Here is a 25,283-nt window from a genome sequence, read left to right on the forward strand (position 1 = left end):
GAAGGGCGGACACCCCATAAGCAGGTGTCCGCCCTTCCAAGCGTATTGAAGCCAGGCCCGGCTAGATGTTGAAGCCCAGGGCCCGCATCTGGTCACGGCCGTCGTCGGTGATCTTTTCCGGACCCCACGGCGGCATCCACACCCAGTTCAGCCGGAACTCGTCGACGATCCCTTCCAGGGCCTTGCCGGTCTGCTCCTCAATGACATCGGTCAGCGGGCAGGCGGCGGTGGTCAGGGTCATGTCGATAAGCAGGGCTCCGTCCTCGGCGTACTTCAGCCCGTACAACAGGCCCAGATCGACGACGTTCACCCCCAGCTCGGGGTCAATGACGTCCTTGAGGGCCTCTTCGACGTCCTCCAGGGACGTCTGGGCCAGATTGGCGTCGCTCATGTTCTGCTCCTCGTATTCCGGCGTGCCTGGTGTGCTCAGGCGCTGACTGCGCCGGTCTTGGTGAACCGGTCGTAGCCTTCTTCTTCAAGGCGGTCGGCGAGCTCAGGGCCGCCCTGCTCTGCGATCCGGCCGTCAACGAAGACGTGAACGAAGTCCGGCTTGATGTAGCGCAGGATCCGCGTGTAGTGCGTGATCAGCAGGGTACCCATGTTGCCGTTTTCATGTTCGCGGTTGACACCTTCGGAGACAACCTTCAGCGCATCGACGTCCAGGCCGGAGTCGGTCTCGTCGAGGATGGCGAACTTGGGGTGGAAGAGCTCGAGCTGGAGGATCTCCACGCGCTTCTTCTCACCGCCGGAGAAGCCCTCGTTGACGTTGCGCTGCGCGAAGTCGGCGTCGATGCGCAGCTGGGACATGGCGCTCTTGACGTCCTTGGTCCAGTGGCGCAGGGACGGTGCTTCGCCGTCGAGTGCGGTCTTGGCAGTGCGCAGGAAGTTGGTCATGGTGACGCCCGGAACCTCGACCGGGTACTGCATGGCCAGGAAGAGGCCGGCGCGGGCGCGCTCGTCAACGCTCATCGCCAGGACGTCTTCGCCGTCCAGGGTGATGGAACCGCTGTCAACGGTGTAGCGCGGGTGGCCGGCGATGGTGGAAGCCAGGGTGGACTTGCCGGAGCCGTTCGGGCCCATAATGGCGTGCGTTTCGCCGGTGTTGATGGTCAGGCTGACGCCCTTCAGGATCTGCTTCTTGACACCCTGTTCGGTCTCGATGCTGACGTGAAGGTCCTTGATTTCAAGAGTGGACATGCGTAGTTTCGCTTTCTCTTTGCACGCGTGCGGTGCGGTCTGCAGGTTCGAAGAAGAAGGAGGGCCTAGGCCTCGACGGCGGCGAGCTCGCGCTCGACGGCGGCGGTCAGGCGCTCTTCCAGTTCCGGAACCTTGATCTGCTGGATGATTTCGTTCAGGAAGCCGCGCACCACAAGGCGGCGTGCGATGTCCTCGGGGATGCCCCGGGCCATCAGGTAGAACAGGTGCTCGTCGTCGAACCGGCCGGTGGCGCTGGCGTGGCCGGCGCCCTCGATCAGACCGGTTTCGATCTCAAGGTTGGGAACGGAGTCAGCACGGCCGCCGTCGGTGAGCAGCAGGTTCCGGTTCACCTCGTAGGTGTCGGTTCCTTCAGCTTCCTTGCGGATCAGCACGTCGCCAACCCACACGGTGTGCGCGTCCTTGCCCTGCAGGGCACCCTTGTACATCACGCGGGACTTGCAGTTGGCCACGGCGTGGTCAACGAAGAGCCGCTGCTCCAGGTGCTGGCCGGCGTCCGCGTAGTACAGGCCGAACATCTCGACGTCGCCGCCGGTTGCGGTGAACTTCGAAGACGGCGTGACGCGTACCAGATCGCCGCCGAGGCTGACCGCGACGTGCTTGAAGCGCGCGTCACGGCCGATTCGGGCGTACTGGGCGGACGCGTGAACGGCGTCATCATCCCAGTCCTGGACGGTAATGACGGTGAGTTCAGCGCCGTCACCGACCAGGATTTCCACGTTCTGGGAAAGCGTGGCGGAACCCTTGTGGTCCAGCACAACGACGGCCTTGGAGAAGGCGCCGGCCTCAATGACAATGTGCTGGGCTGCGGGCTCGGTACCGGCACCGGTGATGGACAGCGTGACGGTGCCCTCTGCCTGGGTGTCCTTCGGAATGCTGACCAGGGTGGCCTCGGTGAAGGCTTCCCAGGCTGCTGCTGCAACCAGGTCTTCCGGAATGCCGGCAGTTCCGATGCGGGAGTCGTCCCGGCCGATCCCGGCCACGGTGACACCCTCAGGGGCGACGACGGCGACCTCGGGAGCGGTGCCGGTCAGCTCCTGGGTGTGCAGGCCGCGCAGGCGCTTGAGCGGGGTGAACCGCCAGTCCTCTTCGCGGCCGGTCAGCTTGCCGAAGTCGGCGCGGTTGAAGGAGGTGAGGCGCCCGGCGCGGGAGCTGTCGGGAATGCCTGCCCCGCCGCCGTGGCTGTGGGACTTGCTGCTGTCGCCGCCCAAAACGGGGGAAGAATCGTTCAGCGGGGAGAGGTTTTCGCCTTCCTCGGTGAAACCGTCAATGCGGACCCGGCGGTCCCCTGAGGGAGCCCCGATGCGTGCCTTGACGCCTTCCAATGCATTGCTGACCTTCTCGGCTACGGTTTCAGCGACGTTCTCGGCTGTGTTTACTACGGCGTCGTTAAGCTTCGACATTAACCGACGGCTCCTTCCATCTGGAGTTCGATGAGGCGGTTGAGTTCAAGGGCGTATTCCATCGGCAGTTCACGCGCGATCGGCTCGATGAAGCCGCGCACGATCATTGCCATTGCCTCGTCCTCGGGAAGGCCGCGGGACATCAGGTAGAACAGCTGCTCCTCGCTGACCCGCGAGACAGTTGCTTCGTGGCCCATGGTCACGTCGTCCTCGCGGATATCCACGTAGGGGTAGGTGTCCGAGCGGGAAATGGTGTCTACCAGCAGGGCGTCACAGCGGACGGTGTTGGCGGAGTTCTTCGCGCCTTCGCGGACCTGGACCAGGCCGCGGTACGCAGCACGGCCGCCGCCGCGGGCAACGGACTTCGAGATGATCGAGCTCTTGGTGTTCGGCGCGATGTGCACCATCTTCGAGCCGGTGTCCTGGTGCTGGCCCTCGCCGGCGAAGGCGATGGAGAGGGTCTCGCCCTTGGCGTGCTCGCCGACCAGGTAGACAGCCGGGTACTTCATGGTCACCTTGGAACCGATGTTGCCGTCGATCCACTCCATGGTGGCGCCTTCGTGTGCAATGGCGCGCTTGGTCACCAGGTTGTACACGTTGTTGGACCAGTTCTGGATGGTCGTGTAGCGGACGCGGGCGCCCTTCTTCACGATGATTTCGACGACGGCGGAGTGCAGCGAGTCCGAGGTGTAGATCGGAGCGGTGCAGCCTTCGATGTAGTGGACGTAGGAGTCCTCGTCAGCGATGATCAGCGTGCGCTCGAACTGGCCCATGTTTTCCGTGTTGATGCGGAAGTAGGCCTGCAGCGGAATCTCGACGTGGACGCCCTTGGGAACGTACACAAAGGATCCGCCGGACCAGACGGCGGTGTTCAGCGAACCGAACTTGTTATCGCCAACCGGAATGACGGTGCCGAAGTATTCCTGGAAGATTTCCGGGTGTTCCTTCAGTGCGGTGTCCGTGTCCAGGAAGATGACGCCCTGGCGTTCCAGGTCCTCGCGGAGCTGGTGGTACACAACTTCCGATTCGTACTGCGCAGCGACACCGGAAACCAGGCGGCCGCGCTCAGCTTCGGGGATGCCGAGCTTCTCGTACGTGTTGCGGATGTCTTCGGGGAGGTCTTCCCAGGTGTTTGCCTGCTTCTCCGTGGAGCGCACGAAGTACTTGATGTTGTCGAAGTCGATGCCGGAGAGGTCTGCACCCCAGGTGGGCATGGGCTTGCGGTCGAAGTACTTCAGCCCTTTCAGGCGCAGGTCCAGCATCCATTCCGGCTCGTTTTTCTTCGCCGAAATGTCACGGACAACCTCCTCGGAGAGGCCGCGGCGGGCGTTGGACCCGGCGACATCTGAGTCGGCCCAGCCGTACTCGTAGGTGCCAATGCCCTCGAGCTCGGGGTTCTTTTCCAGAATGTCTGAAATCACGGAATCGGGCACCGCAGGTGCCTCTGCCTTCCGGGTTACTTGATCCGTCATCACGGCCTTTCTTGCTGATGAGTGGATGTGGACTGGGTGGTTGCGGAGCCCACCGGCTGGTGAGGCGCAGACTTCGAACGGCCCACGGGGATGTGGGTCGTACAAACGTGCCCGCCGCGGGAAAGCGTGGACAGCCTGCGCACGTCCACCCCCAGCAGCCGGGAGAAAACTTCGGTCTCCTTGTCACAGAAGACGGGGTAGGCGCTGGCAAGCGCCTGAATGGGGCAGTGCCCCTGGCACAGCTGGATGCTCAGCAGGGTGCTGGGTGTCCGGCTGGTGCCGATCATGGTTGTGGACGCCACGAAGCCGTCCTTCGTCAGTTCGGCGGAGAGCGCCTGGGCTCGGTCCTCCAAAGAGGGGCCGGCGGCGTCGAGCACCGGGCGGTAGCGTTCTTCCATCTTCCTGAACCGTGCCGCAGCGAAAGCCTCAATCGCTTCCGGTCCCGCAGCGGCACCGAGTGCCCGCAGTGCTTCCGTGGCTATGGTCAGATAGTCGTTCCCCAGGTAGGACTGGCCCTGCTGGCTCACCACGTAGCGGCGGGCCGGGCGTCCTGCTCCCGCTCCGGGGCTGGAGACCCGCTTGACCTCGATCAGGCCCTGGCGTTCCAGTGCATCAAGGTGCCGCCGCACGGCAGCCGGCGTAAAGCCGAGCCGCTCGCCAAGCTCCGCAGCGCTGACTGGGCCATGTTCCAGTACCGAACCGAGTACGCGGTCCCGGGTGCGCTCTTCCGACTCCCTGGCAGCAGGCTGCGGGGCGGGTTTCACCGCCCCGTTGTCCGCCGGAGAGGTCTCCGTCTCTGAACTCTTCACAGAATACACAACACAATCATGACCTAATCCATTCCTCAAGGCTACTAAGGCGATGCTTCCCACGGCCCCGCAATGGGCGGCCGCGGACCGGAATGGACTACTACCTAACGTAGAATATGGGGGTGCCTAACGACGAACCCTGCCTGACTATCACCGGCCTGGTCCGGGACCTCGGTCCCGTGCCGGGACTGGACGGCAAAATGATCCGTGTTCTGGCCGGGGTCGACCTCACCGCGAGGCGGGGCCAGGTAACCGCACTGCTCGGTGCCAACGGTGCCGGAAAGACGACCACTCTGGAGTGCGCACAGGGTCTGCAGCCAATCGACGGCGGCGAAGTCCGGCTGCTCGGCGAGGCTCCCTGGGGTGCCGGCGCAGAGCTGCGGGCCCGCGCCGGTGTGATGCTCCAGGAGGGCGGGCTTCCCCCGGCTGCCCGTCCGGTGGCACTGCTGCGGCACATCGCCAGCATGTACAAGGACCCGCGCGACGTCGATGAGCTGGTCCAGCGGCTGGGCATCCATACCTTTGCCAAGACCGGCATCCGCCGGCTTTCCGGCGGCCAGCGCCAGCGGGTAGCCCTTGCGGCGGCCCTGGTGGGCAATCCCGAGGTCCTGTTCCTGGACGAACCCAGTGCCGGCCTGGACCCCCAGTCCCGCCAGATTGTCTTTGAGCTTATCCAGGAGCTGCGGGATGACGGGCTGGGGATCGTCCTCACCACCCACCTGCTCGACGACGCCCAGCGCCTGGCCGACTATGTCTACATCATCGACGACGGCCGCACCGTCGCCCGGGGCACCGTAGCTGAGCTGACCGCACGGTCCGCTGCCCACGCCTCCGGCAGGGAACTGTCCTTCGAGGCGCGCCCCGGACTCCAGCCGGCACTGCCCGGACTGGAACACCTGGCCTTTGCTGAAGACTCCCCCGGGCGTTATGTGCTCCGCGGGGAATTCACGCCCGGGGACCTGGCGCTTCTGGCCGCCTGGTGGAGTGAGGCAGGCATCCTGCCGGACAGTATCCATATGGCTTCACGCACGCTGGAGGACGTTTTCCTCGAACTCTCCGGAAAGGAGATCCGATGAGCGCCCCGGCTTCGCTGTCCGTGCGGGTCCTAAACCAGGGCAAGTACGAGGCCGAGACCATGCTGCGCAACGGCGAGCAGCTGATTCTCGCCGTCGTGCTTCCGCTCCTGGGGCTGATCGCCCTGAGCGTCACCCCCGTCCTGGATGCCTACGGCCCTTCCCGGATCGACACCGCCACACCGGGCATCCTTGCCCTGTGTGCCCTGTCCACCGCTTTTACCGGCCAGGGCATCGCCACCGGCTTTGACCGGCGCTACGGCGTACTGCGTTTCCTCTCCACCACCCCCCTGGGCCGGGCCGGCCTGATCGCCGGCAAGGTCATTGCGGTGCTGTCCGTGCTGGCCATCCAGGTGGTGCTGGTCAGCGTCGTCGCGCTCTTCATCGGCTGGCGTCCCTCGCTGCCGGGCCTGCCGCTGGCCCTGGTGCTGCTGGTCCTCGGCGCCGTGGCCTTCACGTCGCTGGGCCTGCTCGTCGCCGGAACCGTCCGGCCCGAGGCAACCCTGGCGATTACCAACCTGCTCTGGATCCTCCTCGCCGGGGTGGGCGGTATTATTCTTCCCGCCGCCGGTCTTCCGGCCGATATGGAGCCGTTTGTCCGGCTGCTGCCCTCGGCTGCGCTGGGCGACGTGATGAGATCAGCCCTGATAGATACGCAGTTCAACCTTTCCGCCACGCTCATCCTGCTGGCGTGGACAATCCTGGGCAGCCTCGCTGCTGTCCGCTGGTTCAAATGGAGTTAGTTCCCGTGTCCAACACCCCCGCACCTGCACCTGCGACCCGGAAGGACGCGCCCTCCGGCTCTCCTGCCACCGGCAGGCTGGTCCGCTCCCTGTCCGTAGCCACGCTGGTAGCCAACATCCTGATTGTGGTCACGGGCGGTGCCGTGCGGCTGACGGCCTCGGGCCTCGGCTGCCCGGAATGGCCGCTCTGCACCGCTGATTCCCTGGTGACGACTCCGGAGATGGGCGTCCACGGCATTATCGAGTTCGGCAACCGGCTGCTCACCTTCGTGCTCGCAGCCATCGCATTCGGCATGCTTGCCTCCGTGTGGAAGTCCCGCCGCACCCGGCCGGACCTCATGGGGCTTTCCGCCGCAGCGCTGGCCGGCATCCCTGCCCAGGCCTTTATCGGCGGCATCACTGTCTGGACCGGCCTGAACCCGTGGGTAGTAGGCCTGCACTTCATCGTTTCAATGGTGATCATCAGCGTGGCAGTGGTGCTGGTGAACCGGGCCTGGCTCAGCCCCGCCGGGGTCAACGCTGTCCATGCGCCCCTGGCTGACCGTCCGCTGCGTCCGGTTATCTGGGCGATCGGCATTCTCTCGGCCATCACGGTGGTACTCGGTGTTATGGTCACCGGTTCCGGCCCGCACGCCGGCGACCACGGAGCGGCCCGCAACGGCCTGAACCCGGACCTCATTACCCGCCTTCACGTGGTTCCGGTCTACTTGCTGGTCTTTGCCACAGCCGTGGCCCTGTACCTCGTTTACCGGCGGACCGCCGATAAACGCCTCCGCTCCTCGCTGGTGCTCTTCACCGCCGTCGTACTCGCACAGGCCGTGATCGGATACGTACAGCACTTCCTGCACCTGCCGGTTGTGCTGGTTGCCCTGCACATGCTCGGCGCGTCGCTGCTGACCGCTGCTGCTGCCCACGTTGTCTACACCGCGCTTTCCCGGAAGGTTCCGGGGAAGGCGCCGGCTGCTGCGAAAACTGACGCGGTGTCGGCGACTGCGAAGTAGCGGATGGCTTTTAGCGGCTGCGGGCGCCGCGGGTGACGCCGAGGCTGCGGCTGCGGGCAGCTTCCCCGCCCAGAGACCGGAAAGACCCCATGGGACCGAGGTTCCATGGGGTCTTTCGTGTTCCGGCGTGCCTGTTTATTTGCTGGAGGCCGCGTGTGGGCGGCTCTAACCGGCTGATGGGCTCGTTGCATCTCTCCACGCAGGACGGGCACCCGCCCATCCTGTGGGGAGATAACGCTGCATTGGCGGTCCCCCGCCCATCCTGTGGGGAGATAACGTCGCTAACCGCGGCTCAAAGGGACCGCAAGTCACCGAAGGATGCGCGGGACAAGCTCAGAGTGACCGCAAGTCACCGAAGGATGCGCCGTGACCGCAAGTCACCGAAGGATGCGCCGGACAAGCTCAGAGGGACCGCAAGTCACCGAAGGATGCGCCGGACCCGCCAGAGCCTGGAAGGTCTGCACTGTGATGAGGTCTGCACTGCTGGGCGGGCGGACGCCGTGCTTAGGCCAGGACCGCCCCGCCGACGAAGGGATCGACAGCCAGGGCTACGAACAGGATGGTGAGGTAGCTGATTGAGCCGTGGAAGACCTTCATGGCCGATTTGTCCGAGACCTCGCCGCGCTGGGCACGTGAGTGCAGGCGGTGCGTCTCGGCGAGGAACCAGGCGCCGCTCAGCACGGCACCGGCGGTGTAAACCCAGCCGGCACCGCCAACCGGAATCAGCAGCAGGGAGCAGGCCACGGTGGCGTAGGCGTACAGGACAACCTGCACGGAGACCAGCTTGGCGCCGGCAACGGCGCCAAGCATGGGAACCGAGGCGTTGCGGTAGTCCTCTCCGTACTTCATGGACAACGGCCAGTAGTGCGGCGGGGTCCAGAGGAAGATCACGGTAAAGAGAATGACGGCGGGCCACTCAACCGTGTTTGTCACGGCGGCCCAGGCGATCAGCACCGGCATGCAGCCGGCGATTCCGCCCCAGACAATGTTTTGGGTGGTGCGGCGCTTCAGGATCAGGGTGTAGAACACGACGTAGAGCAGGATGGCGCCCAGGCCGAGCAGGCCGGTAAGCGGGTTGGCACCGAACCAGAGCAGTGCAATGGAGACGATGCCCAGCGCCCAGCCGAAGACGAGGGCTTCGCGGGGGCTTACTTCTCCGGTGACGAGCGGACGCTTCTCGGTCCGGCGCATCAGCCGGTCCATGTCGCGGTCGATATAGCAGTTGAAGACGCCGGCGCTGGCAGCAGCCAGGGCGCCGCCGACCATGGTGGCGACCATCAGCCAGACCGAAGGCACGCCTCCGTAGGCAAAGAACATGGTGGGCAGGGTGGTGACCAGCAGAAGCTCAATGACGCGCGGCTTCGTGAGGGCCACATAGGCCCGGAGCTTACGTCCCACGCTCATTTTTCCGGCGTAAACCGGAACCTCGGCGGGGGCATGCTGCGTACTCACGAAACGATCACTCAGTCCTGTCTGGAATCCTGTCTGGGCCATAAAAGTCCACGCTCATCATAACCTCTATCCCCTGTAGAAAACGAAGCACAGACCCGCTGTCCGGGCAATTGGACCCCGCACCGGAATCCGGTGGCCTCAACAAGGCGCAGATTGCGGCGCCCGATAGGCCCAATGACGTGGGCTTCGGGATAAGGTTGAACCGGACATTTCCTGCAGGGCCGGCAGGTGAACCGCACGGCCCCGGCAGGAAATTTGTGCATGTCGGGTAACGATTGCGCACAAAACCCGGTTGTAGTGGTGAGAACAACGAACCCGGCGCGCCAAGCGCCGGTAATCCGTACAGAGAGGGGCCCGGTAAACGTGCCACATTTGGAAGAGCAGAAGCTGACCTGGAGCGAGACGGACAGCAAGGCAGTGGACACAGTCCGCGTGCTGGCCGCCGACGCCGTTGAGAAGGTTGGCAACGGCCACCCCGGAACTGCCATGAGCCTGGCTCCGGCCGCCTATCTGCTGTTCCAGAAGGTGATGCGCCATGATCCGGCTGACCCGCACTGGCTTGGCCGCGACCGGTTCGTCCTCTCCCCCGGCCACACGTCGCTGACGCTCTACATCCAGCTCTTCCTCTCCGGCTACGGTCTGGAACTGGATGACCTGAAGGCGCTGCGCACCTGGGGATCAAAGACGCCGGGCCACCCCGAATACCGCCACACCGACGGCGTCGAGATCACCACCGGCCCGCTGGGCCAGGGCCTGGCCTCCGCGGTTGGCTTCGCCTACGCACAGCGCCGCCTGCGCGGCATGTTCGACGCCGATGCCCCCGCCGGCACCAGCCCGTTCGACCACACCGTCTGGGTTATCGCCTCCGACGGCGACCTGCAGGAAGGCGTCACCTCCGAGGCATCCTCCCTGGCCGGACACCAGGAGCTGGGCAACCTCGTGGTGATCTACGACGAGAACCACATCTCGATCGAAGACGACACCGACATTGCCTTCACCGAAGACGTGCTCAAGCGCTACGAGGCCTACGGCTGGCACACCCAGCGGGTGGACTGGACCGAGAGCGGCGAGTACCGCGAAGACGTCAACGGCCTTTACGACGCACTGGCCGCAGCGAAGGCCGAGACGAACCGCCCCTCCATCATCTCCCTGCGCACGATCATTGGCTGGCCTGCCCCCAACAAGCAGAACACCGGCAAGATCCACGGCTCGGCACTTGGCCGCGACGAGGTTGCCGCATTGAAGGAAACCCTGGGCTTCGACCCGGAGAAATCCTTCGACGTCGATCCCGACGTCCTGGCGTACACCCGCGAGGTTCGTTCCCGCGGCGCCGAGGAACACGCACTGTGGAACGACTCCTTCACGGCCTGGCAGGAAACCAACCCGGAAGGTGCCCGGCTGCTGGAGCGCATCCAGGAAGGCAAGCTGCCCGAAGGCTGGGAGGAATCCCTCCCTGTCTTTGAGGCAGGCAAGGACGTCTCCACCCGAGCCGCCTCCGGCAAGGTCCTCAGCGCCATTGGCCCGGTACTGCCTGAGCTGTGGGGCGGTTCAGCGGATCTTGCAGAGTCGAACAACACGACCATTGAAGGTGCCCCGTCCTTCGTTCCTGCGGGCCGGCAGACGTCGGCCTGGTCAGGCGGACCGTACGGGCGCGTGCTGCACTTTGGCATCCGCGAGCACGCCGCAGCGGCGATCGTCAACGGCATCACGATGTCCAGCAACACCCGTGCCTTCTCCGGCACCTTCCTGATCTTCAGCGACTACCAGCGCCCGGCCATCCGGCTTGGTGCACTCATGGGCGTCCCGTCCATCTACGTGTGGACGCACGACTCGATCGGACTCGGCGAAGACGGCCCGACGCACCAGCCGGTGGAGCAGCTTGCCTCCCTGCGCGCCATCCCGGGACTCGACGTCGTCCGTCCCGCAGACGCCAACGAGGTGGCCGTAGCCTGGCGCACCATCCTTGAGAACACAGAGAACCCGGCCGGCATTGTTCTCACCCGCCAGAACGTTCCCACCTGGGAGCGCGGCACCGGCCCAGCCGGCGCCGGATCGTTCGGGTCCGCCGACGGCGCGGCACGCGGCGGCTACGTGCTGGCCGAAGCCGTACGCGACGGCAAGGCCGTTACGCCGGACGTCATCCTGATCGGCACCGGTTCCGAAGTCCAGCTGGCTGTGCAGGCCCGTGAGGCGCTTGCCGCAGAGGGTGTCGCCGCCCGCGTGGTTTCAATGCCCAGCGTGGAGTGGTTCAACCGCCAGGATGAGGAATACCGCCAGTCCGTCCTGCCCCGCTCGGTCAAGGCACGTGTATCGGTGGAGGCCGGCATCGCCCAGGGCTGGCGCGAATTCGTCGGCGACGACGGCCGCATGGTCTCCCTGGAACACTTCGGCGCCTCCGCCGACTACAAGACCCTGTTCAACGAGTTCGGCATTACTGCCGACGCCGTGGCCCAGGCAGCGCGGGATTCCCTCGCCGCCGTAAACGGCCGGGACGCAGCCCCCGCGGGCACTCCCGCAGCACCTTCCGGCGCGGACTCCACCGAGACCGGCGACCAGAAGTAAACGTTAAAAAGGAGCACAAAACATGACTTCCACACCCACCGCAGCGCTTTCCGAAGCCGGCGTATCCATTTGGCTTGACGACCTTTCCCGGGAGCGCATCACGTCCGGTTCCCTCAAGGACCTGATCTCCTCCCGCAACGTCGTCGGCGTCACCACCAACCCGAGCATTTTCGCTGCGGCCCTTGCCAACGGCGAGTCCTACGCAGCCCAGGTCCAGCAGCTCGCTGACACCGGAGCCGACGTGGACAAGGCTGTCTTCGAGATCACCACCGACGACGTGATCCAGGCGTGCGACGTCTTCGCCCCTGTTTTCGAAGCCACCGGCGGAGTTGACGGACGGGTTTCCATCGAAGTGGATCCCCGCCTGTCCCGCGATACCCAGGGCACCATCAACGAGGCCAAGGAACTCTTTGACAAGGTTGGGCGCAGCAACGTCCTGATCAAGATTCCTGCCACCGCGGAGGGCCTGCCGGCCATCACAGCCGTGCTGGCCGAAGGCATCAGCGTCAACGTGACCCTGATCTTCTCCCTGCAGCGCTACCGCGAGGTCATCAACGCCTTTATGGCCGGCATTGAGCAGGCCAGGGAGAACGGCCACGACCTCTCCAAGATCCACTCCGTGGCATCCTTCTTTGTCTCCCGCGTGGACACCGAGATCGACAAGCGACTGGACGCCGCCGGAACCGACGCTGCCAAGGCCCTCAAGGGCAAGGCAGGCCTGGCCAACGCACGCCTGGCCTACCAGGTCTTCGAGGAGTCCTTCGCCTCTGAGCGCTGGCAGGTCCTGGCCGCAGCGGGGGGCAATGCGCAGCGTCCGCTGTGGGCTTCCACGGGCGTCAAGGACCCGGCACTGCCGGACACCCTGTACGTCACCGAACTGGTGGCCTCCGGCGTCGTGAACACCATGCCGGAAAAGACCCTCGAGGCAACGGCAGACCACGGCGTCATCACCGGTGACACGATCACCGGGACGTACGCCGAGTCCGCTGCCCTGCTCGACGAGCTGGACGCCGCGGGCGTGGACTACAACGACGTCGTGGAGGTCCTGGAGACGGAAGGCCTGGAGAAGTTCGTTGTCTCCTGGGGCGAACTGCTGGAAACCGTAACCGCCGCACTGGAAACCGCACGGAAGGCATAGCACCCATGACGACCCTGTCCTTTGAAGCCGCAGGAGCCGCCCGCGATGCGGTGGAGGCGCATGTCCCCGCCCTGGTCCGCGACGAGGTGGCCACACGGCTCCTCGCCCAGGACCCGACGCTGTGGGGGCCGGACGCCGAGGCCGAGGCCTCGATCCGGCTCGGCTGGCTGAACCCGGCACCGGCTTCCCGGCCGCTTCTGGGACAGATCCGGGCGCTGCGCGAAGAACTCGCTGCCGACGGCGTGGACCGGGTTGTCCTGGCCGGCATGGGCGGTTCCTCGCTGGCCCCGGAGGTCATTACCCGCACTGCAGGCGTGAACCTGACGGTGCTTGATTCCACTGACCCGGACTCGGTTGCGGCCGCCCTGGCGGAAGACCTTGCGTCCACCGTCCTGGTGGTTTCCTCCAAGTCCGGGTCCACAGTGGAAACGGACTCGCAGCGCCGTGCCTTCGAGGACGCGTTCACCAGGGCCGGTATCGACGCAGCCTCGCGGATCGTCGTCGTCACCGACCCGGGGTCGCCGCTGGACGCAGCCGCCCGGGAGGCCGGCTACCGGGCAGTGTTCAACGCCGATCCCAACGTGGGCGGGCGCTACTCGGCGCTGACAGCCTTTGGACTGGTTCCTTCCGGCCTGGCAGGCGCGGACATCGAAGAACTCCTCGACGCAGCCGAAGACACGGCCGAAATCCTCAGCGACAATGCCGAAGACAACATCGGCCTGGCCCTGGGCGCGGCGCTGGGCGGAACCAATCCGCTGCGCAACAAGATCGTGATTGTGGACGAAGAATCCGGCCTCGCCGGCTTCCCGGACTGGGCCGAGCAGCTCATCGCCGAATCCACCGGCAAGCTGCAGACGGGCATCCTGCCGGTTGTTGCCGAGGCGGGCGCTCCCGAAGTGCTTGGCGGCGCGCCGGACGTCCTGGTGGTCCGCATTACTGCCCCCGATTCCGAAGCCATGCCCGAGGGCGACCAGGTGGTGGTCTCCGGCAGCCTGGGTGCCCAGATGATGCTCTGGGAGTACGCCACTGCCGTAGCCGGACGCCTGCTGGGCATCAATCCCTTTGACCAGCCCGACGTCGAGGCCGCCAAGAAGGCTGCCCGCGGCCTGCTCGACGCCCAGCCCGAGCCGGCAGCGCCGTCGTTCGTCGACGGGTCCATTGAGGTCCGCGGCGACGCCGCCCTCCTGGGCGGGGCAACTACCCTGGCCGATGCGCTGCAGGCGCTGCTGGGCCAGCTGGGCGAAGACAGCTACCTCAGCGTCCAGGCCTACCTGGACCGGGCAGCGCAGTCCGAACTCGAGCAGCTGCGGCCGGAACTGGCCCGCGTTACCGGGCGGCCGGTCACCTTTGGCTGGGGACCGCGCTTCCTGCACTCCACCGGTCAGTTCCACAAGGGCGGCCCCGCACAGGGCGTCTACCTTCAGCTGACCGGTAATTCGGAACAGGACGTTCCCATCCCCGGGCGTCCCTTCACCTTTGGTGAGCTCATCGCGGCACAGGCAGCCGGCGACGCCCAGGTCCTCGCGGACCACGGCCGGCCCGTGCTGCGCCTGAACCTGCTCGAAAGGAAAGCCGGGGTGGCGCAGCTGGCCGCAGCGGTCGCGGACCTGGGTGGTAAATAACTGATGTTCCATGAGCACGACAACGCATCGGCATCCCCGCTGCGGGATCCCCGCGACCGGCGGCTGAGCCGGATCGCGGGGCCGGCCTCGCTGGTGATCTTTGGTGTTACGGGAGACCTGGCACGCAAGAAACTGATCCCTGCCGTCTACGACCTGGCCAACCGCGGCCTGCTGCCTCCGAGCTTCTCGCTGGTGGGGTTTGGCCGGCGCGAATGGAGCGACGCCGATTTCGTGGACTACGTCAAGGAGGCTGTCCAGAACGGTTCGCGCACCAAGTTCAGTGAGAGCGTGTGGGACCAGCTGGTGGAAGGCATCCGCTTTGTCCAGGGCGGCTTCGACGACCATGGCGCCTTCGACACCCTGCGCAGCACGCTGCAGGACCTCGATGAAAAGCGCGGGACCCGGGGCAACGTGGCGTTCTACCTGTCGGTGCCGCCCAAGAGCTTTGAACAGGTCTGCCAGCAGCTCTCCAGCCACGGCCTGGCCGAGTCCAGCGACGGCCGCTGGCGGAGGGTGGTCATCGAGAAGCCGTTCGGGCACGACCTGCAGTCCGCGCGGGACCTGAACGACGTCGTCGAATCGGTCTTCCCGGCAGACTCGGTGTTCCGCATCGACCATTACCTGGGCAAGGAAACCGTCCAGAACATCCTGGCGCTGCGCTTCGCCAACCAGCTTTTCGAACCGATCTGGAACGCCAACTACGTTGACCACGTCCAGATCACCATGGCCGAGGACATCGGAATCGGTGGCCGGGCAGGCTATTACGACGGCGTCGGCGCAGCGCGTGACGTCATCCAGAACCACCTGCTGCAGCTGCTGGCCCTCACTGCGATGGAGGAACCGATTTCCTTCGACGCAGCGCACCTGCGGGCGGAGAAGGAAAAGGTCCTGGCCGCTGTCCGGCTGCCGGAGGACCTCTCCCGGCATTCCGCCCGCGGACAGTACACCGGAGGCTGGCAGGGCGGCGAGAAGGTAACCGGGTTCCTTGAGGAAGAGGGCTTTAACCCCGACTCCCGGACTGAGACGTTCGCCGCGGTCCGCCTGGACATCAACACCCGCCGCTGGGCCGGTGTGCCGTTCTACCTGCGGGCCGGAAAACGTCTGGGCCGCCGGGTCACGGAAATCGCCGTCGTTTTCAAGCGTGCCCCCAACCTGCTCTTCCGCGACCATGCCGAAGACGACTTTGGCCAGAACGCCGTCGTCATCCGGGTCCAGCCGGATGAGGGCGCAACGATCCGCTTCGGCTCCAAGGTTCCCGGTACGCAGATGGAGGTGCGTGATGTGTCCATGGACTTTGGCTACGGTCACTCTTTCACTGAATCCAGCCCGGAGGCCTACGAACGGCTGATTCTGGACGTGCTGCTCGGTGAGCCGCCGCTCTTCCCCCGGCACCAGGAAGTTGAACTTTCCTGGAAGATCGTGGACCCGTTCGAGGAGTACTGGGCTTCCCTGGACGAACAGCCCGAGCCCTATGCCCCCGGAAGCTGGGGACCTGCCTCCGCCGATGAACTGCTTGCCCGCGACGGAAGGACCTGGAGAAGGCCGTGATAGTAGACCTGCCGGACACCACCACGTCCAAGGTGTCCAAGAAAATCGTCGCGATGCGGGACAAGGGCGGCGTCATCGCCCTGGGCCGGGTGCTGACCCTGGTCATCGTGACTGAGCCCGATTACGTCGAGGAAGCCATCGAAGCTGCCAACGACGCAAGCCGGGAACATCCCTGCCGGGTGATTGTACTGGCGGCAGGCTCAGCAGAAGAGCCGTCGCGCCTGGACGCACAGATCCGGGTCGGTGGCGACGCCGGTGCCTCCGACGTGATCCTGCTCTACGGGTACGGGGAACTGGCTGCTGAAAGCGAATCGCTCGTCTCGGCGCTGCTGCTGCCTGACGCTCCGATCGTGGTGTGGTGGCCGCATGGCCTCCCCCGCTCCGCGGCCTCCACCCCGCTGGGCCGCATTGCCCACCGCCGCATCACTGACGCCGCGAACGAGCCCGATCCCAAGCAGGCGCTGCTTGACCTCAGCAAGAGCTATGAAGCCGGTGACACGGATCTGAGCTGGACCCGCCTGACCCACTGGCGGATTCAGCTTGCGGCCGTGGTGGAGCAGTACGGTGCCGAGGGGATCACCTCCGTTGTGGTGGAAGGGGCGTCCGATTCGGCCAGTACCTTCCTGCTGGCGGCGTGGCTGAAACACGCCCTGAAGGTTCCGGTTGAGATCATCGAGGACCCGGCCGGCGCGGGAATCCGGAGGGTACGCATTGAGCGTGAAGGCGGAGCGCTGGAACTTCGGCGCCCCGAGGGCAGCACCGCTTACCTGACCCAGCCCGGACAGCCGGAGCAGCGCATTGCACTGCCGCTGAGGAACCTGCATGAGTGCCTCGCGGAAGAGCTGCGCCGGCTGGACCCGGACGAAGTATTCGGAGAAGTACTGACTCAGGGGCTGGCCGCGTGCCTGGCCCCGGAAGGGAACGCCGCATGAGGCACTCCCCCAAAGGCGTGACGATCCACCCTGACTTTGATGCCCTGGTTAAGGCCACCGCAGCCCGGCTTGTCACCAAGCTGGTGGACGTGCAGAGCAGGCGCGGGGAAGCCACTGTCGTCCTTACCGGCGGCAGCGCCGGCACCGCCGTACTGGCTGCAGTGGCCGCCGGGCCGGCCCGGACCGCAGTGGACTGGACGCGGGTTAATTTCTGGTGGGGAGACGAGCGGTTTACAGCCCCGGATTCCCCTGACCGCAACGCCCTGGGCGCACAGGAAGCGCTCCTGCGCCCGCTGGGCGCTGACCCGGCGCGTGTCCATGAGATGCCCTCCACAGCTGACTTCGCCACCGTGGAAGAAGCGGCAGACGCGTACGCCGCCGAGCTGGCCGGCGCCGCGGAAGCCGAGGTCCTGGCAGAGGGCTTCGAGGCCGCGGATCCCCGCCTCCCGCGCTTTGACGTGCTGCTGCTTGGTGTGGGACCGGATGCCCATGTGGCCTCGCTCTTCCCGGAGATGGCCGGCATCCGCACCACGGGCCAGACCACGGTCGCCGTAAGGAACTCCCCCAAGCCTCCGCCCGAGCGGGTGTCGCTTACCCTCGAAGCCATCAACAGTGCCGAGGAAGTCTGGCTGACGGTGTCCGGCGAAGACAAGGCCGGTGCAGTGGGACTGGCCCTGGCCGGGGCGGGCCCGGTCCAGGTACCTGCCGCAGGTCCGCGGGGCCAGCTCAAAACCCGCTGGCTGATTGACCAGGCCGCTGCGTCGCAGCTGCCCGGCCGGCTGCTCGAAGAGCAGGAAACAGAAGAAGCCGGCAGCTAGCTTCCCTCCTGCGGCTCAGGAAACAGCACACACCATAAGGAAGGCCCCGGTCCAGCGACCGGGGCCTTCCTTTTACGTCTTGGTTTGTGCGCCTGCCGGCGGATCTACGATTCGCCGGAGAACCGCTGGATGAGCCCCAGGGCAACAATGATCAGGCCCCAGGAGATACCGAGGATCACGGTAAAGCGGTTGAGGTTCTTCTCAGCGACGCCGGAGGAACCCATGCTGGTGCTCATGCCGCCGCCGAACATATCCGACATGCCGCCGCCACGTCCCTTGTGCAGGAGGATCAGGAGGGTCAGCAACAGACTGCTCAGCCCCAGCAGGACAAGCAGGATGATCTTCAGAATTTCCACTTACGGCCTTTCACGGGTGACACATGAGATTGGAGACCTTGCCGCTGTGCAGGTCAGTCGGTCACCAGATGTTCTTCAAACCTGACAATATTAGCAAATTCGGCAACATCCAAACTCGCCCCGCCCACCAGCACGCCGTCCACATCGCGTTCCTTGAGGATGCTGGCAGCGTTGGCGGCCTTGACCGAACCGCCGTAGAGCAGGCGCACCTTCGCAGCGACGGCGTCGTCGTACAGGTCTGCCAGTTCGGTGCGGATGGTGCTGCACATTTCCTGGGCATCATCCGGGCCGGCTACCTCGCCCGTGCCGATGGCCCAAACGGGTTCGTAGGCAATGACAAGCTTGGAGACTTCCTCCGCGGAGAGCCCCACGAGGTCGTTGCGGACCTGCCGGAGGGTGTGGAGCAGGTGCTCGCCGGCCTGCCGCTCGGCGAGGCCTTCCCCGACGCACAGGATGGGAGTCAGGCCGTTGCGGAACGCTGCCTTGAGCTTGGCGTTGAGGAGCTCATCGCTTTCCCCGTGGACACTGCGGCGCTCACTGTGACCCACCAGCACATAGCTGCAGCCGAGCTTGGAGAGGAACTGCCCGGAAATGTCACCCGTGTAGGCGCCGGAGTCCTCCGGGGAAAGGTCCTGGGCTCCGTAGCCGATCTTCAGCTTGTCGCCCTGAACCAGGGTCTGGGTGCTGCGCAGGTCGGTGAACGGAGGGAAAACCACTACCTCGACCCGGCTGTAGTCATGCCGGGCATCGCTCAGGGTCCACGCCAGCTTCTGCAGCAGCGTGATGCCCTGGACGTGGTCCATGTTCATTTTCCAGTTGCCCGCGATCAGCGGTGTGCGGTCATACTTGCCGTTGGTCGAGGTGGTCATCTCTGCTCCGGTTTCGTTGTGGTTTGGATAAAGTTTCGCGGACACGCAGACGGGGCCGCCGGAGCAGCTCCGGCGGACCCGTTCGCGGCCTACTTGTCGAGGACGGCGATCCCCGGAAGTTCCTTGCCTTCAAGATACTCCAGGCTCGCCCCGCCGCCGGTGGAGATATGCGAAAAGTCGCTGTCGGAGAAACCAAGTTTCCGCACGGCGGCGGCGGAATCTCCGCCGCCGACCACCGTAAGTCCGGTGCACTCCTTCAGGCCTTCCGCTACTGCCCGGGTGCCGCCTGCAAAGGCATCGAACTCGAAAACACCCATCGGGCCGTTCCAGAAGACGGTTTTGCCCGAGCGGATGCGGTCGGCGAAGGCCGCGCCGGAAGCGGGTCCGATGTCCAGGCCAATTCCGGACGCGCCGAACTGGCTGTCTTCCATCGCATCGGCCGGAACAACCTGGTGCCCGGCGTCGGCGGCGAACTTGTCTGCCACCACAATGTCGGTGGGCAGGACGAATTCGCAGCCGACGTCCTTGGCGCGCGCCAGATAATTCCTGACGGTCTCGATCTGGTCCTCTTCCAGCAGGGAAGCCCCCACCTTGTGGCCCTGGGCCGCGAGGAAGGTGAAGACCATCCCGCCGCCCACCAGCAGGTAGTCGGCGCGGGTCATCAGGTTCTCGATGACGGCCAGCTTGTCGGAGACCTTGGAGCCGCCCAGGACCACCACGTACGGCTTCTCGGGATCCTGGGTAAGGCGGGAGAGGACCTCCAGCTCGTTGCGGACCAGGTTGCCCTCATAGGCGGGGAGGGCTTCGGCGATGTCGTAGACGCTGGCATGCCTGCGGTGAACCGCGCCGAAGGCATCGTCAACGAACGCTCCGCTGCCACCGGTCAGGGAAGCCAGCTCGCGCGCCAGCTCCTGCCGCTGCGCGTCGTCCTTGGACGTCTCCCGGGGGTCGAAGCGGATGTTCTGCAGCACCAGCACGCTGCCGGAAGCCAGCGAACCCGCCAGCTCCCTGGCACTGGAACCCACGACGTCCTCTGCGAATTCAACGGCAAACGGAGCGAGTTCATCCAGCCGGTCCGCGGCGGGGCGGAGGTTGTACTTCTCATCCGGCTTGCCCTTGGGGCGGCCCAGGTGTGCCATGACGATTACCTTGGCACCGTGCTCAACCAGCAGCTGCAGCGTGGGAATGGAGGCACGGATCCGGCCATCGTCGGTAACGCGCCCGTCATCCAGGGGCACGTTCAGGTCGGAGCGGACCAGAACGTACCTGTTGTCAACGCCGTCGCTGATCAGTTCGTCGAGTGTCTTGATTGTCATGTCAACCTTTGTTTCTTAGCCGTTCGGGCGGGGGTCCTAGAGCTTCGAGGCTACGAGCGTGGTGAGGTCCACCAGCCGGCAGGAGTAGCCCCATTCGTTGTCGTACCAGCCAACAACCTTGACCTCATTGCCCATCACCCGGGTGAGCGGGGCATCGAAGATGCAGGACGAAGGGTCGGTCACGATGTCGGAGGAGACGATTGGTTCGTCGGAATAGCGCAGGTATCCGTTAAGGTTCCCCTCGCTGGCGGCCTTGTACGCGTCGTTGATTTCCTCGACGCCGGCCTCGCGCGCCAGGGTGACGGTCAGGTCCGTGACGGACCCGGTGGGAACTGGGACACGGAGGGCGAAGCCGTCCAGCTTTCCGTCGAGTTCGGGAATGACCAGGCCGATTGCCTTGGCGGCGCCGGTGGTGGTGGGAACAATGTTCAGCGCTGCGGCGCGGGCCCGGCGCAGGTCCCGGTGCGGGCCGTCCTGCAGGTTCTGGTCCGCCGTATAGGCGTGCACCGTGGTCATCAGGCCGCGCTCAATGCCAAACGCATCATGGATGACCTTGGCCAGCGGTGCCAGGCAGTTGGTGGTGCAGGAGGCGTTGGAGACGATGCTGTCAGTTGCCGGGTCGTACTCGGAGTCGTTCACGCCCATGACGATCGTGCGGTCCGCTCCCTTGCCCGGAGCGGAGATCAGGACTTTCTTGGCCCCGGCGTCGATGTGCTTGCGTGCGTCATCCGCCTTGGTGAAGAATCCGGTGGACTCAATGACAATGTCCACGCCCATGTCTTTCCAGGGCAGGTTGGACGGGTCCCGCTCGGCGAGAACCCGAATGGTCTTGCCGCCGACAACAAGGTTGCCGTCCTGTACCTCGACGCTTTCGCCGATGCGCCCGGTGATGGAGTCGTACTTGAGCAGATGGGCGAGGGCCTCGGGACTGGTCAGGTCATTGACTGCGACAATGTCCAGGTCCGCGTTCTGCTCGAGTGCTGCCCGAAAGTAGTTGCGTCCGATACGCCCGAATCCGTTGATTCCAACACGAGTAGTCACTTTTCTTCTCTCCTTGATAGCGGTCGTTCGAGAATCAGTGACCTCAGTGGTAAAAGGCCACTTCAGTTGACTTCACAGGAGCGGCGCATTCCGGACCTGCATCAGCGCACGGATTGCCGGTCAGGCACTGCATGAGCCGTTGCTTCATCTTACGCGCAGGTGCCGCCGGCGTGTGACCGGCGGCACCTGATAATCGGCGTCGTGGACGCAATTAAGGCGTGTTACGCGGGCAGGATCAGCCCGGCTGCGCCGGTGCGTGCAGCGTCGAAGCGGGCTGCGACGTCGGCCCAGTTGACGATGTTCCAGAAAGCCTTGACGTAGTCGGCCTTGACGTTGACGTAGTCCAGGTAGAAGGCGTGCTCCCACATGTCCAGCATCAGCAGCGGGATGGTGCCAACGGGGATGTTGCCCTGCTGATCGTAGAGCTGCTCGATGACAAGGTTTCCGCCGAGGGGCTCGTAGGCCAGGATGGCCCAGCCGGAACCCTGCAGGGAGTTGGCCGCTGCGGTGAACTGGCCGCGGAAGGCATCGAAGGATCCGAAGAAGTCGTCGATGGCTGCCGCCAGCTCGCCAACCGGCTTGTCGCCGCCTTCCGGGGACAGGTTGTTCCAGAAGATGGAGTGGTTGGTGTGTCCGCCGAGGTGGAAGGCGAGGTCCTTGGAGAGCTTCGGGATGTTGCCGAACTCGCCCTTTTCGCGGGCTTCAGCCATCTGTGCCAGTGCGGTGTTGGCGCCGGCGACGTAGGTGGCGTGGTGCTTGTCATGGTGGAGTTCCATGATGCGTGCGGAGATGTGGGGCTCAAGGGCTGCGTAGTCGTACGGCAGTTCCGGCAGTGTGTATTCGTTCACGAAAATCCTCCGTTGATGCTCGGATCCATATTTCCGGATGGCGGGTCCATCCGGACGTTTGATAGTGCTGCATAAATCAGCACGCTTAGTCCATCCTATGCAAGACCCTACTGGTCTAGCATTTCAGGGGTCACATTGGCTTCAGTACCGGGGATGCCCAGTTCGGCAGCACGCTTGTCCGCCATGGCCAGCAGGCGGCGGATCCGTCCGGCAATGGCGTCCTTGGTCATGGGCGGATCGGCCAGCCGTCCCAGTTCATCGAGGCTTGCCTGCTTGTGTGCCACCCGCAGTTCACCGGCGTAGCGCAGATGGTCCGGTACATCTTCACCGAGGATTTCCAGGGCACGGTCCACACGGGCGCCGGCAGCAACGGCAGCCTGCGCCGATCGCCGCAGGTTCGCGTCGTCGAAGTTTGCCAGGCGGTTGGCGGTGGCGCGTACTTCCTTGCGCATCCGGCGCTCTTCCCACACCATCAGGGCGTCATGGGCGCCCATGCGGGTCAGGAGCGCGGCGATGGTGTCCCCGTCGCGGATCACCACGCGGTCCACGCCGCGTACTTCCCGGGCCTTCGCCTGGATTCCGATGCGGCGGGCGGCGCCCACCAGGGCCAGGGCGGCCTCCGGTCCGGGACAGGTCACTTCGAGGGACGAGGAACGGCCGGGTTCGGTGAGGGAACCGTGGACCAGGAACGCGCCGCGCCAGACTGCCTCGGCGTCGGCGGCAGAACCGTTGACGACGACGGACGGCAGTCCGCGGACAGGCCGCCCGCGGGCGTCCAGCAGGCCGGTCTGGCGGGCGAGGGATTCACCGTCCTTCACCACGCGGACCACGTACCGGTTGCCCCGCCGCAGGCCGGACCCGGAAACCACCACAATGTCGCTGGCATGGCCGTAGACCTCCGCTATGGCGGCACGCAGCCGCCGCGCGGTGGAGGCCAGGTCCACCTCCGCCTCGATCACGATCCGGCCCGAGATGATGTGCAGGCCCCCTGCAAAGCGCAGCATTGCCGATACTTCGGCTTTACGAACCGAGGATTTCTTCACGCTCAGGCGCGAAAGTTCCTCTTTGACTGCAGCAGTCAGCGCCACTAAAACACTCCTAGTTTTCCCCGAAAATATCGTGATAGGCGGCCGCCAGCCGCAGCGGATCATGGATCGGCCGCCGGGCCGCTGCCCCTACCTTACCGAAGACGGCACGGGCCCCCATTTCCGCGGCCGCGGCAGTGAAGGAGTCCTTGTCCTCCACGACGGCCGGGTCGGCCAGCACTGCGTCCACCTTGAAGCCCGGCGGGTAGCGCGGGATGGCATGCAGATGGTCGATGGCGCTCATGCCCGCCGTCTCTTTGGTTTCATTGCGCAGGTTCATGGTCAGGCAGCGGCGGGCACCCGTGGCGCACAGCGCGTCGCGCATCTGCGGCAGCAGCAGGTGCGGCAGGACTGAGGTGTACCAGGAACCGGGCCCCAGGATCACCCAGTCCGCCCGTTCAATGGCGGTGATGGCGTCCTGGCAGGCGGGAGCATCCGAGGGCAGCAGACGGACGTTGACCACATTGGAGCTGGTGCCGGCCACGGCAAGTTCGGCCTGCCCGGTAACCGTCTCGTGGCGCAGTCCGGTCTCGGTCTGCCGCAGCACATCACCCTGGATGGTCAGCGGCTGCGTGGACATCGGCAGGACCTGGCCGCGGGCACCAAGCAGCGCTCCGGCCCACTGCAGGCCGGCCACCGGATCCCCCAGCAGCTCCCAGAGCGTCACTATCAGCAGGTTGCCGAGGGCATGGTTATCCAGTGACCCTTCCACACCCCGCTTGGACTGGAAACGGTGCTGCATAACGTCCCGCCAGGTACGTCCCCAGTCGGTGTCGTCGCAGAGCGCAGCCAGCGCCATCCGGAGGTCGCCGGGCGGCAGAACATCGAGTTCCTCGCGCAGCCGGCCGGAGGAGCCCCCGTTATCCGCTACCGTGACCACTGCGGTGAGATCGGTGGTGAGCAGGCGGAGGGCAGAGAGAGTGGCCGAAAGCCCGTGCCCGCCGCCAAGCGCGACGACGGCCGGAGGCTTGGTTCCGTTCGGTGTTGGCAGGTTGGTTCCGTCGGGAAGAACCGGGATGGGCCCGGTCAGGAACCCCACTTACTCCCGCCCCAGGTCACGGTGGTGTGCGCTGACAGTCACATGCGGGAGCTTGGCGAGCCGCTTGGCCAGCTCCTCCGTGACCGCCACGGAGCGGTGCTTGCCGCCCGTGCAGCCGACGGCGATGGTGGCGTAGTGCTTGTTTTCCCGGCGGTATCCGTCAATGACCGGTGCCAGCGCTTCGACGTACCGGTCGAGGAAGTCAGCGGTGCCGTGGGCGCCCAGCACGAAATCGCGGACGTCGGCGTCCTGTCCCGTGTGGGGGCGCAGCTGGGGAACCCAGTGCGGGTTTGGAATAAAGCGGACATCGGCCACGAAGTTCGCGTCCACCGGCAGCCCGTACTTGAAACCGAAGCTCATGACATTCAGCCGCAGCACAATGGGCCCCTGCTCCGTGAAGAGTTCGGTGATCGCCGTGGCCAGGGCGTGCACGTTGAGCTTGGACGTGTCGATGATGATGTCGGAGGCGTCCCGCAGTTCCTTCACCACATCGCGTTCGGCGGCAATGCCGTCAAGGATCCTGCCGTCGCCCTGCAGCGGGTGCGGCCGGCGGCCGGATTCGAAGCGCTGGACCAGCGTCTGGTCGGAGGCATCCAAGAAGAGGACCCGGTAGGTCACGCCGGCGGCACGCAGGTTGTTCAGTGCCTCACGGATGTCCTGGAAGAGCCCCTTGCTGCGCACATCCATAACGACGGCGAGCTTGGGGATCGAGTGCGGCATCCGGGAGACGAGCTCGGTCAGGGTGCCCAGCATCAGCGGCGGCAGGTTCTCCACTACGTACCAGCCGTGGTCTTCCAGTGCGTTGGCAGCAGTACTGCGGCCGGCACCGGACATGCCGGTGACAACAAGCAGCTCGGACTCGGCAGGCTTGACGCTTTGCAGCCCGTCCACTTCAGTCATCTTTTCCTTGTTCCCGTCACTCGCGAGGGCCCCGTAAGCCG

At 65.3% G+C, this 25,283-nt stretch carries 23 protein-coding genes; 9 read left to right on the plus strand and 14 right to left on the minus strand.

What is annotated here, in order from left to right:
- Positions 1-61: 61 nt before the first annotated feature.
- From TVC13_RS01320 to TVC13_RS01340, 5 genes are all read right to left on the minus strand, one after another.
- Positions 62-391 (minus strand): metal-sulfur cluster assembly factor, encoded by a 330-nt coding sequence (locus TVC13_RS01320; RefSeq protein WP_152228009.1) that lies wholly within the window; start codon positions 389-391, stop codon positions 62-64.
- A 35-nt stretch (positions 392-426) separates the two neighbouring features.
- A complete protein-coding gene (sufC, locus tag TVC13_RS01325) occupies positions 427-1,197 on the minus strand; it encodes a Fe-S cluster assembly ATPase SufC (RefSeq protein ID WP_422399439.1) in 771 nt (256 codons plus the stop codon).
- A 65-nt stretch (positions 1,198-1,262) separates the two neighbouring features.
- Positions 1,263-2,618, minus strand: a complete 1,356-nt coding sequence (gene sufD, locus TVC13_RS01330) for a Fe-S cluster assembly protein SufD (protein WP_422399440.1) — start codon at positions 2,616-2,618, stop codon at positions 1,263-1,265.
- A complete protein-coding gene (gene sufB, locus TVC13_RS01335) occupies positions 2,618-4,090 on the minus strand; it encodes a Fe-S cluster assembly protein SufB (protein WP_422399441.1) in 1,473 nt (490 codons plus the stop codon). Before sufB ends, sufD begins: the two co-directional genes overlap by 1 nt.
- Positions 4,090-4,899 (minus strand): helix-turn-helix transcriptional regulator, encoded by an 810-nt coding sequence (locus tag TVC13_RS01340; RefSeq protein ID WP_422399442.1) that lies wholly within the window; start codon positions 4,897-4,899, stop codon positions 4,090-4,092. The genes sufB and TVC13_RS01340 overlap by 1 nt, the downstream gene beginning before the upstream one ends.
- Before the next feature lie 116 nt (positions 4,900-5,015).
- On the opposite strand from TVC13_RS01340, the gene TVC13_RS01345 reads away from it, so the two are divergent.
- Genes TVC13_RS01345 through TVC13_RS01355 form a run of 3 tightly spaced genes read left to right on the plus strand, consistent with a single transcriptional unit; the run spans position 5,016 to position 7,716 of the window.
- A complete protein-coding gene (locus TVC13_RS01345) occupies positions 5,016-5,975 on the plus strand; it encodes an ABC transporter ATP-binding protein (protein WP_422399443.1) in 960 nt (319 codons plus the stop codon).
- A complete protein-coding gene (locus tag TVC13_RS01350; protein ID WP_422399444.1) occupies positions 5,972-6,715 on the plus strand; it encodes an ABC transporter permease in 744 nt (247 codons plus the stop codon). The genes TVC13_RS01345 and TVC13_RS01350 overlap by 4 nt, the downstream gene beginning before the upstream one ends.
- A 5-nt stretch (positions 6,716-6,720) precedes the next feature.
- Positions 6,721-7,716: a COX15/CtaA family protein gene (locus tag TVC13_RS01355; protein ID WP_422399445.1), complete on the plus strand. Its 996-nt coding sequence runs from the start codon at positions 6,721-6,723 to the stop codon at positions 7,714-7,716.
- A gap of 504 nt (positions 7,717-8,220) precedes the next feature.
- On the opposite strand, the gene TVC13_RS01360 is transcribed toward TVC13_RS01355, so the two are convergent.
- A complete protein-coding gene (locus TVC13_RS01360) occupies positions 8,221-9,120 on the minus strand; it encodes a heme o synthase (RefSeq protein WP_422399500.1) in 900 nt (299 codons plus the stop codon).
- A gap of 420 nt (positions 9,121-9,540) precedes the next feature.
- On the opposite strand from TVC13_RS01360, the gene tkt reads away from it, so the two are divergent.
- The 6 genes from tkt to pgl are packed head-to-tail and all read left to right on the plus strand — an operon-like array spanning position 9,541 to position 17,788.
- Positions 9,541-11,730, plus strand: a complete 2,190-nt coding sequence (tkt, locus tag TVC13_RS01365) for a transketolase (RefSeq protein ID WP_422399501.1) — start codon at positions 9,541-9,543, stop codon at positions 11,728-11,730.
- Between the two features lie 22 nt (positions 11,731-11,752).
- Positions 11,753-12,868, plus strand: a complete 1,116-nt coding sequence (gene tal / locus TVC13_RS01370; protein WP_422399446.1) for a transaldolase — start codon at positions 11,753-11,755, stop codon at positions 12,866-12,868.
- Positions 12,869-12,873: 5 nt separating this feature from the next.
- Positions 12,874-14,490 carry a glucose-6-phosphate isomerase gene (locus TVC13_RS01375; protein ID WP_422399447.1) on the plus strand — a complete coding sequence of 539 codons (1,617 nt, stop codon included), beginning with the start codon at positions 12,874-12,876 and terminating at the stop codon, positions 14,488-14,490.
- 3 nt (positions 14,491-14,493) lie between these two features.
- The gene (gene zwf / locus TVC13_RS01380; RefSeq protein WP_422399448.1) at positions 14,494-16,038 is read left to right on the plus strand and encodes a glucose-6-phosphate dehydrogenase; all 1,545 of its coding nucleotides are present in this window, start codon (positions 14,494-14,496) and stop codon (positions 16,036-16,038) included.
- Complete coding sequence (locus TVC13_RS01385; RefSeq protein ID WP_422399449.1) at positions 16,035-16,970, plus strand: glucose-6-phosphate dehydrogenase assembly protein OpcA; 936 nt, start codon at positions 16,035-16,037, stop codon at positions 16,968-16,970. The genes zwf and TVC13_RS01385 overlap by 4 nt, the downstream gene beginning before the upstream one ends.
- Positions 16,967-17,788, plus strand: coding sequence for a 6-phosphogluconolactonase (gene pgl / locus TVC13_RS01390; protein ID WP_422399450.1), 822 nt, complete (start codon positions 16,967-16,969; stop codon positions 17,786-17,788). Before TVC13_RS01385 ends, pgl begins: the two co-directional genes overlap by 4 nt.
- A 104-nt stretch (positions 17,789-17,892) precedes the next feature.
- Here the strand turns inward: pgl and secG are convergent, their stop codons facing one another.
- From secG to rapZ, 8 genes are all read right to left on the minus strand, one after another.
- Positions 17,893-18,144, minus strand: coding sequence for a preprotein translocase subunit SecG (gene secG, locus TVC13_RS01395; RefSeq protein ID WP_422399451.1), 252 nt, complete (start codon positions 18,142-18,144; stop codon positions 17,893-17,895).
- Positions 18,145-18,197: 53 nt separating this feature from the next.
- On the minus strand, positions 18,198-19,013 hold the full coding sequence (gene tpiA / locus TVC13_RS01400) for a triose-phosphate isomerase (RefSeq protein ID WP_422399452.1): 816 nt from the start codon (positions 19,011-19,013) through the stop codon (positions 18,198-18,200).
- 89 nt (positions 19,014-19,102) lie between these two features.
- Positions 19,103-20,329, minus strand: coding sequence for a phosphoglycerate kinase (locus tag TVC13_RS01405; protein ID WP_422399453.1), 1,227 nt, complete (start codon positions 20,327-20,329; stop codon positions 19,103-19,105).
- 36 nt (positions 20,330-20,365) lie between these two features.
- On the minus strand, positions 20,366-21,370 hold the full coding sequence (gene gap / locus TVC13_RS01410) for a type I glyceraldehyde-3-phosphate dehydrogenase (RefSeq protein WP_422399454.1): 1,005 nt from the start codon (positions 21,368-21,370) through the stop codon (positions 20,366-20,368).
- 221 nt (positions 21,371-21,591) lie between these two features.
- Positions 21,592-22,218 carry a superoxide dismutase gene (locus tag TVC13_RS01415; protein ID WP_422399455.1) on the minus strand — a complete coding sequence of 209 codons (627 nt, stop codon included), beginning with the start codon at positions 22,216-22,218 and terminating at the stop codon, positions 21,592-21,594.
- Positions 22,219-22,325: 107 nt separating this feature from the next.
- Positions 22,326-23,306: a DNA-binding protein WhiA gene (whiA, locus tag TVC13_RS01420; RefSeq protein ID WP_422399456.1), complete on the minus strand. Its 981-nt coding sequence runs from the start codon at positions 23,304-23,306 to the stop codon at positions 22,326-22,328.
- Positions 23,307-23,316: 10 nt separating this feature from the next.
- On the minus strand, positions 23,317-24,342 hold the full coding sequence (locus tag TVC13_RS01425; protein WP_422399457.1) for a gluconeogenesis factor YvcK family protein: 1,026 nt from the start codon (positions 24,340-24,342) through the stop codon (positions 23,317-23,319).
- A complete protein-coding gene (gene rapZ, locus TVC13_RS01430; RefSeq protein WP_422399458.1) occupies positions 24,343-25,242 on the minus strand; it encodes an RNase adapter RapZ in 900 nt (299 codons plus the stop codon).
- Between the last annotated feature and the right edge of the window lie 41 nt (positions 25,243-25,283).

This window comes from Arthrobacter sp. 3Tela_A (genome assembly GCF_049311025.1).
Classification (GTDB): Bacteria; Actinomycetota; Actinomycetes; order Actinomycetales; family Micrococcaceae; genus Arthrobacter_B.